General features: G+C 70.2%; 14 protein-coding genes. 2 read left to right on the top strand and 12 right to left on the bottom strand.

What is annotated here, in order from left to right; translation table 11 throughout:
• Nucleotides 1-10: 10 nt before the first annotated feature.
• The 5 genes from AC07O4_RS26595 to AC07O4_RS26615 all read right to left on the bottom strand — a co-directional run bounded on the left by AC07O4_RS26595 (nucleotide 11) and on the right by AC07O4_RS26615 (nucleotide 5200).
• Nucleotides 11-985, bottom strand: a complete 975-nt coding sequence (locus AC07O4_RS26595) for a Bug family tripartite tricarboxylate transporter substrate binding protein (protein WP_495306093.1) — start codon at nucleotides 983-985, stop codon at nucleotides 11-13.
• Complete coding sequence (gene hmgA / locus AC07O4_RS26600; RefSeq protein ID WP_495306094.1) at nucleotides 982-2292, bottom strand: homogentisate 1,2-dioxygenase; 1311 nt, start codon at nucleotides 2290-2292, stop codon at nucleotides 982-984. The genes AC07O4_RS26595 and hmgA overlap by 4 nt, the downstream gene beginning before the upstream one ends.
• Before the next feature lie 46 nt (nucleotides 2293-2338).
• Nucleotides 2339-2533, bottom strand: coding sequence for a DUF2783 domain-containing protein (locus AC07O4_RS26605; protein WP_062472729.1), 195 nt, complete (start codon nucleotides 2531-2533; stop codon nucleotides 2339-2341).
• 5 nt (nucleotides 2534-2538) lie between these two features.
• A complete protein-coding gene (locus AC07O4_RS26610; protein WP_495306095.1) occupies nucleotides 2539-4176 on the bottom strand; it encodes an FAD-dependent oxidoreductase in 1638 nt (545 codons plus the stop codon).
• Nucleotides 4177-4240: 64 nt separating this feature from the next.
• Nucleotides 4241-5200, bottom strand: coding sequence for an MBL fold metallo-hydrolase (locus AC07O4_RS26615; protein WP_159278856.1), 960 nt, complete (start codon nucleotides 5198-5200; stop codon nucleotides 4241-4243).
• A gap of 149 nt (nucleotides 5201-5349) precedes the next feature.
• Between AC07O4_RS26615 and AC07O4_RS26620 the strand changes: the two genes are divergently transcribed.
• Together AC07O4_RS26620 and AC07O4_RS26625 are read left to right on the top strand one after the other, a co-directional pair.
• On the top strand, nucleotides 5350-6213 hold the full coding sequence (locus AC07O4_RS26620; protein ID WP_495306151.1) for an IclR family transcriptional regulator: 864 nt from the start codon (nucleotides 5350-5352) through the stop codon (nucleotides 6211-6213).
• The gene (locus tag AC07O4_RS26625) at nucleotides 6210-6989 is read left to right on the top strand and encodes an SIR2 family NAD-dependent protein deacylase (protein WP_495306096.1); all 780 of its coding nucleotides are present in this window, start codon (nucleotides 6210-6212) and stop codon (nucleotides 6987-6989) included. Before AC07O4_RS26620 ends, AC07O4_RS26625 begins: the two co-directional genes overlap by 4 nt.
• A 4-nt stretch (nucleotides 6990-6993) precedes the next feature.
• On the opposite strand, the gene AC07O4_RS26630 is transcribed toward AC07O4_RS26625, so the two are convergent.
• The 7 genes from AC07O4_RS26630 to AC07O4_RS26660 all read right to left on the bottom strand — a co-directional run bounded on the left by AC07O4_RS26630 (nucleotide 6994) and on the right by AC07O4_RS26660 (nucleotide 12513).
• Entirely contained in the window at nucleotides 6994-7488 is a 495-nt protein-coding gene (locus AC07O4_RS26630) for a GFA family protein (protein ID WP_495306097.1), read from the bottom strand.
• Between the two features lie 19 nt (nucleotides 7489-7507).
• Nucleotides 7508-7729, bottom strand: a complete 222-nt coding sequence (locus tag AC07O4_RS26635; protein ID WP_062472741.1) for a hypothetical protein — start codon at nucleotides 7727-7729, stop codon at nucleotides 7508-7510.
• 40 nt (nucleotides 7730-7769) lie between these two features.
• Nucleotides 7770-8459 (bottom strand): ABC-type transport auxiliary lipoprotein family protein, encoded by a 690-nt coding sequence (locus tag AC07O4_RS26640; protein WP_495306098.1) that lies wholly within the window; start codon nucleotides 8457-8459, stop codon nucleotides 7770-7772.
• 23 nt (nucleotides 8460-8482) lie between these two features.
• Nucleotides 8483-9439 carry an MlaD family protein gene (locus AC07O4_RS26645; protein WP_139703980.1) on the bottom strand — a complete coding sequence of 319 codons (957 nt, stop codon included), beginning with the start codon at nucleotides 9437-9439 and terminating at the stop codon, nucleotides 8483-8485.
• An 8-nt stretch (nucleotides 9440-9447) separates the two neighbouring features.
• A complete protein-coding gene (locus AC07O4_RS26650) occupies nucleotides 9448-10302 on the bottom strand; it encodes an ABC transporter ATP-binding protein (protein WP_495306099.1) in 855 nt (284 codons plus the stop codon).
• Nucleotides 10299-11471, bottom strand: coding sequence for an MlaE family ABC transporter permease (locus AC07O4_RS26655; protein ID WP_139703979.1), 1173 nt, complete (start codon nucleotides 11469-11471; stop codon nucleotides 10299-10301). The genes AC07O4_RS26650 and AC07O4_RS26655 overlap by 4 nt, the downstream gene beginning before the upstream one ends.
• Nucleotides 11472-11604: 133 nt before the next feature.
• Nucleotides 11605-12513: a LysR family transcriptional regulator gene (locus AC07O4_RS26660; protein WP_495306100.1), complete on the bottom strand. Its 909-nt coding sequence runs from the start codon at nucleotides 12511-12513 to the stop codon at nucleotides 11605-11607.
• Nucleotides 12514-12536: the final 23 nt, after the last annotated feature.

The raw sequence follows: 12536 nt of genomic DNA on the forward strand, positions 1-12536 counted from the left end.
TTGAATCGGATCAGTCTGCGGTCATGCTCGCTTTTTTGGCGACGTCGCCCAGGCGCTTGTATTCGGTGTCGGTGAGCGTGGTGAGCTCCTGCGCGCTCGAGCCGCGCGGCGAGAAGCCGGCCTGCTGCAGCTTGGCCTTCACGTCGGGCATCGCGAGCGCTTCGACGAACGCTTCGTTCAGCGCCTTCACGATCGGCGCCGGCAGCTTCGCCGGGCCGTACACGCCGAACCACGGCTCCAGCGCATAGCCCTTGAGGCCCGCTTCGGCCATCGTCGGCACGTCGGGCAGCGAGGGCGAGCGCGTGGAGCCCGCCACCGCCAGTGCGCGCAGCTTGCCGGCCTGGATGTGCGGCAGCGACGCCGGCAGGTTGTCGAACATCACGCCGATGGTGTTGCCCAGCATGTCGGTGATGGCCGGGCCGCTGCCCTTGTAGGCCACGTGCGTGAGCTCGGTGCCGGTCATCTGCGCGAACATCACGCCGGCCAGGTTCATCGAGGTGCCGGCGCCTGCGGTGGCGTAGGGCAGGCCGGGGTTCTTCTTCGCGACGGCGATGAGCTCGGGCACGGTCTTGATGGCCGAACTTGCGGGCACTTCGAGCACGATGGTCGACATGCCCAGCAGGCTGATGGCCGTGAAGTCCTTGCGCGGATCGAAGGCCATCGACTTGTAGATGTGCGGGTTCAGCGCGTTGGTCGAGATGGCGCCGAAGCCGATGGTGTAGCCGTCGGGCGCGGCCTTGGCCACGGCGTCCATGCCGATGTTGCCGCCCGCGCCGCCGCGGTTGTCGATGAGCACGGGCTGGCCCAGCTTCTCCGACACCTTCTGGCCCACGGTGCGCGCCACCAGGTCGGTGGTGCCGCCGGCCGTGTAGGGCACGATGAACTTGATGGGCTTGGACGGAAAGTCGGCCGCGTGCGCCAGCAGCGGCGCGGCCAGCAGCGCGAGGGCCGCGGCGCGGCGGGTGAGGGTGAGAGCGTGCGTCATGCCTTGAACTGGTCCTTCAACCCTGCCCAGCAGTCGGTGTAGTCGGTGTCGAGCGCCGGGCTTTGCAGCGCGAAGTTCGTCGGGATGAAACGGTAGCGGCTCTCGAACATGAAGGCCAGCGTGTTGTCCAGCTTGTGCGGCTTGAGGTCGGCGTGGGTGGCCTTGTCGAAGGCTTCCTCGTCGGGGCCGTGCGGCACCATGCAGTTGTGCAGGCTCGCGCCGCCGGGCTTGAAGCCGCCCGGTTTGGCGTCGTACTCGCCCAGCACCAGGCCCATGAACTCGCTCATGAGGTTGCGGTGGAACCATGGCGGACGGAAGGTGTTTTCCATCACCATCCAGCGCGGCGGGAAAATCACGAAGTCGCAGTTGGCCGTGCCGGGCGTGTCGCTGGGCGAGGTCAGCACGGTGAAGATCGACGGATCGGGATGGTCGAAGCTGATCGAGCCGATGACCATGAAGTTGGCCGTGTCGTACTTCACCGGCGCGAGGTTGCCGTGCCAGGCGACCACGTTGAAGGGCGACTGTTTCGTCGGTGCGGTCCAGAAGCGGCCGCCGAATTTCTTCACCAGCTCGTAGGCGCCGCCGTCCGCCTCGAAGGCCGCCACGGGCGCCTGGAAGTCGCGCGCGTTGGCCAGGCCGTTCGAGCCGATCGGGCCGAGCTCGGGCAGGCGGAAGTGCGCGCCGTAGTTCTCGCACACGTAGCCGCGCGAGAGGCCGTCGGGCAAAGCCACCTTGAAGGCCATGCCGCGCGGCAGCACCACGATTTCGCCGGGCTTCACGTCGAGCACGCCGAGTTCGGTCGTGACGACGAGGCGGCCTTGTTGGGGCATCACCAGCATCTCGCCGTCGGCGTTGACGAAGGCGCGCTGCTCCATCGAACGGCCCGCCAGGTACATCAGCGAGCCGATGCCGACCTGCGACTCGGCGTCGCCGTTGGCGGCCAGCGTGTGCATGCCGTCGATGAAGTCGACGTCGGCCGCGCCGTCCAACGGCAGCGGGCCCCAGCGCATCGGCTCGGGCGGCAGCGCGATCTCGCGGTCGGCGCCGGTGGTCCAGTGCGCCTGCGCGTAGGGCTGGTAGCGGCCCGACACCACCGAGGGCTGGCGGCGGTACAGCCAGGTGCGGCGGTTCTCGTGGCGCGGCGCCGTGAAGGCGGTGCCCGAGAGCAGCTCGGTGTACAGGTCGAAGGGGCCGCGCTGCGGGTTGTTGCGGCCTTGCGGCAGCGCACCGGGCACGGCCTCGGAGGCGTACTCGTTGCCGAAGCCGCTCTGGTAGCGCCGTTCGGTGGCGGGTGTTGCTTGGGTCATGGGCTTGTCTTTCGAAAGTCGCGATGAGGTGGGAACGTGCGGCCGTTCAGCCGGCGCGCGCCGCGTCGAAGGCTTCGCGCAGCACGGCCAGCGAGCCGACGTGGTTGGCCAGCACGAGCACGAGCCGTGCGTTGAAGGCGTGGCTTTCTTCGGTGGAAAGCCCTTGGTGGGCCTCGATGAGCGCTTCGTAGAAATCGTCGGGCGCTTCGAGGTTCGGCGTGGTGATCAGTTGCGGTTGCATCGGGGTCATGCCTTTGCCAGTGCGTGGTCGAGGGCCGCGCGAAGGTTCGCCGCCGTGGGGTGGCGCCAGCGCGCGCACACGTGCTGGTCGGGCCGCAGCAGGTAGACGGTGCCGGGCTGCGCGTCGTAGCGCTGCGTGGCGAGTTCGGCGTCGGCGCCGGTGCCTTCCACGCGCACCACATGCAGCGCGAGGTCGCTGCTCTTCAGCGCCTGCAGGCTGCGCTCGGCGGCGTCGCCGGTGCCGAACACCAGCGCAGTGAAGCGCGCCACATGGCATTCGCGCAGCAGCCAGCCGGTGCTGCCGTCGGCGCGCCGCACGGGCGCGTCGGCCGCGGCGGCGCCGGGCACCATCGCGCCGGCGAAGGGGTCGGCGTCGGGCGTGTTGAGCGGCGAGTCGCGCAGCACCGTGGCCACCGACAGCCGCCCGCTGTTGACCAGCGAGCGTGCGAAGGCGTGGCGCTTGGTCAGCTCGAGCACCGCGTCGCGGAAGAGGCGGCTCACCTCGCTCTTGGGCGTGATGAAGTCGGTGGCGCGCGTCGAATTGCGGATGTTCTCGTCGGCCGCGAATTCGCGTTCGCTCGCGTAGCTGTCGAGCAGCGCGTCGGGCGCGTCGCCGGCCAGCACGGCCGCGAGTTTCCAGGCGAGGTTGTCGGCGTCCTGCACGCCCGAGTTGGCGCCGCGCGCGCCGAAGGGCGACACGCCGTGCGCCGAGTCGCCCGCGAACAGCACGCGGCCGTGGCGGAAGCGCTCCATGCGCTGGCAGGCGAAGGTGTAGACGCTGGCCCAGCCGATCTGGAACTGCACGCCTTCGAAGCCGATGCTGTCCAGCAGCGCGCGCACGCGCGGCGTGATGCGCTCGGGCTTGCGCTCTTCCACCGGGTCGGCGTCCCAGCCGAGCTGGAAGTCGACGCGCCACATGCCGTCGGCCTGCTTGTGCAGCAGCACGCTCTGGCCGGGGTGGAACGAGGGGTCGAACCAGAAGCGGCGCTCGGTCGGCAGCTGCGCGTCCATCGTGATGTCGGCGATCAGGAAGCGGTCGCGGAACACGCGGCCCTTGGCTTCCTGCCCCAGCATCTGGCGCAGGTTGGAGCGCGAGCCGTCGCAGGCGGCCACGTAGCCGGCCTGCAGGCGGTACTCGCCCTCGGGCGTTTCCACGGTCAGCACCGCGCCGTCATCGCCTTGCGCGATGCCCGTCACCTTGTTGTTCCAGCGCAGGTCGATCAGCGGCAAGGCCGCGGCGCGTTCGACGAGGTAGCCCTCGACGTAGTACTGCTGCAGGTTGATGAAGGCCGGGCGCTCGTGGCCGGGCTCGGGCAGCAGGTCGAAGCGGTAGACCTGCTCGTCATGGAAGAACACCTTGCCGACGTTCCACGACACGCCCTTGTCCACCATGCGGTCGCCGCAGCCGAGGCGGTCGAACACCTCGAGCGTGCGCTTGGCGAAGCAGATCGCGCGCGATCCGCTGGACAGGCTGTTGTCGTTGTCGAGCAGCACCACGGGCACCTGGCGCAGGGCGAGGTCGATGGCGAGCGTGAGGCCCACCGGGCCGGCGCCCACGACCACCACGGGGTGGCGGGCGGGCGCGGCGGCGTCCTGGTCGGCGTGGCGGGTGTAGTCGAAGCGCAGGCTTTGATAGTCGATCACGTGATGTCTCCGTGTCCTTGTCGTTTCCGTCGCCTTCCCCGCGCGGGGGAAGGTCGCGGCGCGATCAGCCTTCCAGGGCCTTCCACATGTCGATGTCGCGCTGTGCCGTCCACACGCGCGGGTCGGCGTGGCCCGAGGCCTCGTCGTAGGCGCGGCTCACGTCGAAGGGCATGCAGTGGTCGAAGATGACCCACTGCTTGTATTTGGGCTGCAGCTTCGCGTAGGTTTCCTTGTAGACCGCGTTCAGGTCGCGCCCGGCCTTCACGCCTTCCTGCACGCTGGCGTACACGTCGGAAATGAAGGCCCGCGTGCCGTTCAGGCCCTCGGCCACGGCTTCGGGCGTGGTCAGCGCGGCGCCGCGGCCCGGCACCAGGGCCAGGGGCTTCAGGGCGGCGATGTTGTCCAGCGTCTGCGGCCAGTCCTGGAAGTAGGCGTCGCCGGCGTACGGCGTGGCGCCGAACTCGACCAGGTCGCCCGACAGCAGCGCGCGCTCCTGCGGCAGCCAGACGACCGTGTCGCCCTTGGTGTGGCCGCGGCCCAGCTGCAGCAGCTGCACTTCGAGCTTGCCCAGCCACAGCGTCATCTTGCCGGTGAAGGTCATGGTGGGCCAGGTCAGGCCCGGGGGCACCGTTTCGACGTTCTGGAACAGGCGCGGGAAGCGGCCGATTTCGCTGGCCTTGTCTTCCTCGCCGCGCTCCACGATCAGGTCGCGCGTGTCCTGGCTGGCCAGGATGTGTTCGGCGCCGTAGCCCGCCGCGCCCAGCACGCGCACCGCGTGGTAATGGGTGAGCACCACGTACTTGATGGGCTTGTCGGTCACTTCGCGGATGCGGCGCACCACGTCGGCGGCCATGGCGGGCGTGGCCTGGGTGTCGGCCACCAGCACGCAGTCGTCGCCAATGATGATGCCGGTGTTGGGGTCGCCCTCGGCCGTGTAGGCCCAGGCGTGCTCCGAGATCTGGCTGAAGGTGATCTTCTTTTCTTCCAGGTCAGCCTGGCTGGCGAATTTCTTGGCTTGGCTCATCGTGTGTCTCCGGTGGGGTGGTTTTGGGATTCGCCTGATTCGTTTAAGGCGAACGAGTTTGCAGATAACGAATGCGCGGAGTGTAAGCCCGAGATCAGTTCATGTCTAATGCCTTCTTCATGAACGAACAACCAGACGGCAAGGCGGCCATGGCAGCGACTGACACCGACCGCGCCCAGCGCGGCATCCAGAGCATCGAAGTCGGCGGGCAGCTGCTGCGCGCGCTGGTGCACCACGGCCGCCCGATGGCGCTCAAAGACCTTGCCCGCGAAGCGGACATGACGGCCGCCAAGGCCCACCCGTACATGGTGAGCTTCGGCCGGCTGGGCCTCATCGAGCAGGACCGCGCCAGCGGCCACTATCTGCTCGGCCCGCTGGCCTTGCAACTGGGGCTGATCAGCCTGCAGCAGGCCGACCCGGTGCACATCGCCACGCCGCTGATCGGCCAGCTCGCGCAGCAGATCGGCCACACCGTGGCGCTGGCCGTGTGGGGCGCGCGCGGCGCGACCATCGTGCGCACGGCCGAGTCGCCCTCGCCGGTGCACGTGAACATGCGCCACGGCACGGTGTTCTCGCTCACCAATACGGCCTCGGGCCGCGTCTTTGCCGCCTACCTCGACCCAGTGGTGGTGCGCGCGCAGCTCGAGGACGAGCGCCAGCGCCAGAAGCAGCGCAAGGGCGCCGCCGAGCCCCCGCCGCCGGCCGGCATGCCGCCGGTGCAGCCGCTGCCCTCGTGGAGCGACTTCGAGCGCCAGTGCCAGGAAGTGCGCGACCACGGCATCAGCCGCTCCGACGGCGAGGTGATCGAGGGCGTGAGCGCCATGGCCGCGCCGGTGTTCGACCACACTGGGGCCATCGTGCTGGCCGTGACCGCCATCGGCCCGGCCGGCATCTTCCACACCGCCTGGGACGGCGAGATCGCGCGCGCGCTCAAGACCTGCGCGGGCACGGTGTCGCAGCGCCTGGGGGCGAGCGCCACCGGCGCCGTGGTTCCCTCGGTTTCCGATCGATGACCCTGTTTTCTTCCGCCTTGTCTTCCACGTCTTCTTCTTCCTCCGACGACCTCGCGCTGCGCATCGACCGCACCGTGGCGTTGCTGCGCGGCGCGCGCCGCATCGTGGTCTTTTCGGGCGCGGGGCTGTCCAAGGCCTCGGGCATCCCGACCTACCGCGACGCCGATGGCCTGTGGATGAGCCAGAACGCGCTCAAGTTCTCGCATGCGGCCGATCTCGCGCGCGACCCGGGCGGCTTCACGAAGTTCTGGGCCCAGCGCCTGGCGCTGATCGAGACCGCGTCGCCCAACCCCGGCCACCTCGCGCTCGCGCAGTTGCAGCGGCTGCGCCCTGCGACCCGGCTCATCACGCAGAACGTCGACGGCCTGCTCGGCAAGGCCGGCGGGCAGGACGTGCTCGAACTGCACGGCTCGCTGCGCCGCTGGCGCTGCGACCACTGCGGCAATCGCAGCGGCCCGTGGCCCTTCCACCGCTGCCTGCGCTGCGGCTCGCACGCGCGGCCCGACGTGGTCATGTTCGGCGAGATGCTGAACGCCGGCGTGCTGCTCGACGCGCAGGTGGCGGCGCAGGAGTCCGACCTGTTCCTGGTGGTCGGCAGCACCACCATCGTCTACCCCGCGGCCGAACTGCCCAAGCTGGCGATGGCGCGCGGTGCGCGGCTGGTCACGCTGAACATCGAGCCGTTGCCGCACCTGGACGATGCGGCGGCGGTGGTGTTGCGGGGGGCGTCGGAAGACCTGTTGCCGAAGTTGGTCGCCGGCATGGTCGGCGACTGAAGCGCTAGCCGGCCCGCACCTTCTCGCGCAGCACGCGCCAGCGCGCGAGGCTCTCGGCGGGCCAGTAATCCTTGCGGTCGTAGTACTCGTGCACTGCCGGCGCGCCGACCGGCAGCACCACCCACGGCTGCTTGGACATCGTGAAGATGTGCAGGTCCGGCGGCAACCGGTCGGGCGTGTCGAGCGTGCCCACGCGGATGAAGCTCACGGCGTCGCCGGCGCCGGCGTAGTGGCTCCACAGCGCGACATGGCAGGCCGGGCAGCGCGCGTACTTCTGGCCGCGTCCGCTGGCCGAGGGCGTGAGCACGAGGTCGACCGCGCCCTGCAGCACCTGCACGTGTTCCGGTTCGATGAGCGCGTTGAGCGCGAAGGACGAGCCCGTCTCGCGCTGGCACCAGCGGCAGTGGCAGCAGTGCACGAAGAGCGGCGGGGCGTTCAGGCGGTAGCGCACCTGCCGGCAGGTGCAGCCGCCTTCCAGCGGCACGAAGGCGTCGGCCATGGCAGTGATTGGCGGGCGCTCAGCCCTTCTTGCCACCCAGCAGCACCAGCGCGCCGCCCACCACGATCGCTGCCACGCCGGCCCAGGCCGGGATGTTGACGGTCTGTTTTTCCTTCACCGAGAACTCCAGCGGGCCCAGCTTGGCCTGGTGGGTTTCCTTGGTGAAGCTGAAGCCGCCCAGGCCGAGCCCGGCGATGCCGGCGACGACCAGCAGGATGCCGACGATGCGCGTTGCGTTCATGGGACGGGTCTCCTCAGGGTTGGTTGGAATGAAAAGCCGTTCAGCGCCGCGGCGCCGCCGTGCGCGGCTGCGGCGGCTCCTGCTGCTGCAGCTGGTCGACCCACTGCACGACCTCGGCCATGGCCGCGTCGCTCGCCGCGATGAGCGCCTTCACGCCGCCGGGCGCGTCGGCGCTGGCGGCGGGGCGACGCACGGTGAAGGTCCGCTGGCCCATCACGCGGTCGCCGCCGGTGGCGGTGCGGACCAGCGTGGCGCGCAGGCGCACCAGGCCCGTGCTGCTCGCGGGCGCGTCGAAGTAGTGGCTGAACTCGTCGAGCGAGATGCGCAGCGTGTCGGGCACGATGCCCTCGGTGCGCGCGAGCGTCGCGCTTTCCTCGGGGCCGAGCACGGTGCGGCGCTCGGCCAGCGTGTCGCGCAGCCGCTGGCGCAGCAGTTGCGCGGGCGGCAGGCTCCAGCGCGACTGGCCGTAGGGGCGCAGCTCGTTGGCGTCGGCATAGCCCAGGCGGTACAGGATCTGCGTGCCGTCCAGGCGCGTGTTGCTGTCGAACTCCGCGAGGGACAGCGCCGGCAGCGCGGTGGCCGGCGCGGCAGCGGTGGCAGGTGCGGCGGCGGAGAGGCCGGGCCCGAAGTCGTACAGCGTGGCGCGCGCCGGCTTGTCGGGCAGCATGCCGCAGCCGGCGACCAGCAGCACGCAGCCGAGGCTGGCGAGGGCGGGGAGGGTGTTCTTCATGCGCATGGTGTGTCTGCTCCCGGTCAGTGGCGTGCGGCGGGCGCGACGAAGCCGGGCTCGCCCGGGCCCGCGGCGGCGCCGCCGTTGCCGAACAGCAGCGATTGCGGGTTGTCGTTGATGCTGTCGGCCGCGCGGCCCAGGCGGCGCACCGCGTGCGCGGTGTCGTCGGCCACGCGGTTCACGCGCGGCAGGGTGGCGGCGTTGAACGAGTCGACCGCCTGCGCCAGCGCCTTGGTGCCCTCGCTCAGGCGTTCGACCGGACCGTCGGGTGCGTTGAGCCGGCCCACGGTGGAGTTGAAGTTGTTGGCCACGCGCGAGACGTCGCCGGCCGCCTTCTTCACCGTCGACAGCGTCTCGGGCATGGCGGCCAGCGTCGGGTTCAGGCCGGTTTTCACGGTGTTGTCGAGCTGCTTGAGCAGCGTGTTGGCGCTGGCCGAGGCGGCCGCGATGTTCTCCAGCGCGTCGGCCACGCGCTTCTGGTTGGCGTCGGCCAGCAGCGCGTTGGCGCGCTTGGTCACTTCTTCCACCTGGTCGATGATCTCCTCGCCGCGGTCCTGCAGCTTCGCGAGCATCGAGGGCTTGAGCGGAATGCGCGGCGGGTTGTTGTTGTCGGGCTTGAGCGCGACGGTCGATTCGCCCTCGTCGTCCAGCGCGATGAAGGCCAGGCCGGTCACGCCCTGGTAGCTCAGCGTGGCGAAGCTGGAGGTGGTGAGCGGCACGCGCTCGTCGACCGTGATGCGCACGCGCACGTTGCCTTTGGTCTTGGGGTCGAAGTCGATCGAGGTCACCTTGCCGACCGAGATGCCGCGGTAGCGCACCTGGGCCTGCGGCTGCAGGCCGCTCACGGCGTCGCGGGTGGAGAGTTCGTACACGTTGCGCACGGTGTTGTCGCGCGTGAACCAGACCACCAGCGCGACGAGCGCGGCGATCAGGCCGAGCACGAAGGCGCCGGCGGCGAGGGCATGGGCCTTGTTTTCCATGAGGGGACCTACCTTTCGTCAGCGCGCGCGGCCTCGGGCTGCGGCGCGGGTGGTGCTTTGCCGGCGGCGGGCTTGTCGTGCAGCGCCTCCAGGGCGCGCTGGCCGCGCCCGCCGAGAAAGTATTCGTGGATGAAGGGATGCGGATAGGCGATGACTTCGCGCGCCGTGCCGCTCACGATCACCTTCTGGTCGGCCAGCACCGCGATGCGGGTGCTCAGGTCGAACAGGGTGTCCAGGTCGTGCGTGACCATCACGACCGTCAGGCCCAACTCGCGGTGCAGGCCGCGCAGCAGGTCGCAGAAACTGTCCGACGCTTCGGGGTCGAGGCCGGCCGTGGGCTCGTCGAGCAGCAGCAGCGGCGGGTCCATGATGAGCGCGCGCGCCAGCGCCACGCGCTTGATCATGCCGCCCGACAGGTCCGACGGGCTCTTGTTCGCATGCTGCGGCTCCAGCCCCACCATCTGCAGCTTCACGAGCGCGGCGTTGCGGATCAGCTCGTCGGGCAGCAGCTTGAGTTCGCGCAGCGGAAAGGCGATGTTCTCCAGCACGCTGAAGGCCGAGAACAGCGCACCGTGCTGGAACAGCATGCCCACGTTGGCCGCACCGGCCGCGCTGAGTTCGCCCGGCGCCCGGCCCAGCACCTCGACCGCGCCCTTCGTGGGTTTCTGCAGCCCGAGAATCTGCCGCAGCAGCACCGTCTTGCCGGTGCCCGAGCCGCCGACCAGTGACAGCACCTCGCCGCGGTCGAGGTGCAGGTCGAGGTCGCGGTGCACCACCTGTTCGCCATCGGGGCTCTTGAACACGGTCCAGAGCTTGCGGATGTCGACCACGGTGCTCGACGGGGACGTCACGGCGGCGCTCATCCGCGGAATCCTATGCCCTTGAACAGCACTGCGAAGAGCGCGTCGACCAGGATCACCGCGGTGATCGAGGTCACGACCGACGACGTGGTGCCGCGCCCCAGGCTCTCGGTGTTGGGCTTGACCTTCATGCCGAAGTAGCAGCCGATCAGCGCGATCAGCACGCCGAACACCGCCGACTTGGCCAGGGCCAGCCAGAGGTTGGAGATGGGCACCGCGCGCGGCAATGCCGACAGGAAATACGACGGCGAGATGCCCAGCGCCGCATCGGCCGCGAGCATGCCGCCGGCCAGCGCCGCCATCGAGGTCCACAGGCTGATCAGCGGCATCGCGATGGCCAGCGCCAGCACGCGCGGCATCACGAGACGGAAGCCGTGCGGGATGCCCATGACGCGCATCGCGTCGAGTTCTTCGGTGACCCGCATCACGCCGATCTGCGCCGTGATCGCCGAGCCTGAGCGGCCCGCGATCAGCACGGCGGCCAGCACCGGCCCGAGCTCGCGGATCAGCGACAGCCCGAGGATGTTCACCACGAAGGCCTCGGCGCCGTAGTTGCGCAGCTGCTGGGAGATCAGGTACGCCAGCACCACGCCGATCAGCAGGCCGACCAGCGCCGTGATGTGCAGCGCCGTGGCGCCGAACTGATAGAGGTGGCCCGAGAAGTCGCGCCACGGCGCGCGGTGCGGCGCGCGCGCCAGCGTGCACAGGTCGAGCGCGAGCTGGCCGATGAGGCCGACGAAGTCGCGCAGCACGACCATCGCGCGCGGGCCGTGGTGGGCCAGTGCGTGCAGCCGGTCGCTCAGCGACTTGGGCGGCTCGTCGGGCGTGGCCACCGTGAACTTCGCCACCTGGTCGAGCACCGCCTGGTGCTGCGGCGACAGCTCGATCGTGGCCGGCCAGGCCTGGCGCCAGTGCTCCCACAGCAGCTGGGCGCCGATGTGGTCGAGCTGGCCGATGGGGCGCAGGTCCCAGGCCCGGTCGTCCGCGGGCGGCAGCGCCGCGAGGTCCCTGGCCAGCGCTTCCCAGGCCGGGCGCGTCGACATCGCCAGCGTGGTCCAGCAACCGCTGGCCACGGCCCAGGTGCGGCCGTCCACGTCCTGCGTCTGCGCGCGCGGCGGCGCGAAGGCGTCGTCGGTGGCGGGGGCGTCAGCGGGCGACGGGGTGGGCGACATGGGCAAAGGTGCGGGACAAAACGTAAACAAAGGTCCAAGCGAGAGCGCGCATCGTAACCGCGTGCATCCGGGGCTTGTGTGCGTCTGGCCCTTCGTTTGCGTAGGGCCAGACGCCGTTTTTTTCAGCCAATCTTCAGCTCCAGGCCCGGGCCAGCGCATCCCAGGCGCTGGCGATCACGGGCTCGTCGCGCCGCGCGGCCAGCGAGACGAAACGCAGCGCGCAATCCAGCCGCACGCGGTCGGCCAGCACGAGGCCGTGGGCCTGGCTTTCGCGGATGGCGATCGAGTCGCGCACCAGGCTCAGGCCCACGCCCGACTTCAGCAGGTCGAGCATCGAGGCCTCCTGGTCGACCAGTGCCACGCGCCGGGGCGCCAGGCCGAGCGGGCCGAACACGCGTTCCAGCAAACGGTGGTGCGCCGACTCGGGCGGCGTGGCGAGCCAGGGCAGGGCGGCCAGCGCCTTCCAGTCGCGCCCCAGCACCTGCGGGCCCCAGCCGGCCGGCGCGACCACGCGGTAGCTGAAGCGGGTGAGCGTGCGCACCGCCAGCGGCGCCGGGGCGGCGTCGTCGGGTTCATCGCCGGGGTCGAGGTGAAAGCCCACGTCGAACTCGCCGCGCAGCACCTGCGCCAGCACGCTGCCGCTCATGCCGTGGCGCAGCTCGGTCTCGATCTGCGGCGCGGCCTCGACCAGCTCGCGCAGGAACACGCCCAGCCGCGTGAACTCGGGGTCGAGGATGGTGCCGATGCGCAGCGCCCCGCGCACCGTGACCTGCAGGTTGCGCGCGGCCTGCTGCAGGTCGCCCACGGCCGCCAGCACGCGCTCGGCCTGCGGCAGCATGGCCGCGCCGTCGGCCGTGAGCGCCAGCCCGTGCGGCGTGCGGGTGAACAGCACCAGCCCGGTTTCTTCCGCAAAACGCTTGAGCTGCAGGCTCACCGCGGGCTGCGTCAGGTGCAGCTTTTCGGCGGCGCGCGAGACGTTGCCCTCGCGCGCCGCCAGGATGAAGGCGCGCAGAATCTGGAGGTCCATCGATGACGTAGTCATATAAGACTGATTTATAGCGCCAT

It is taken from the genome of Variovorax sp. GW821-FHT09D04, assembly GCF_059416405.1.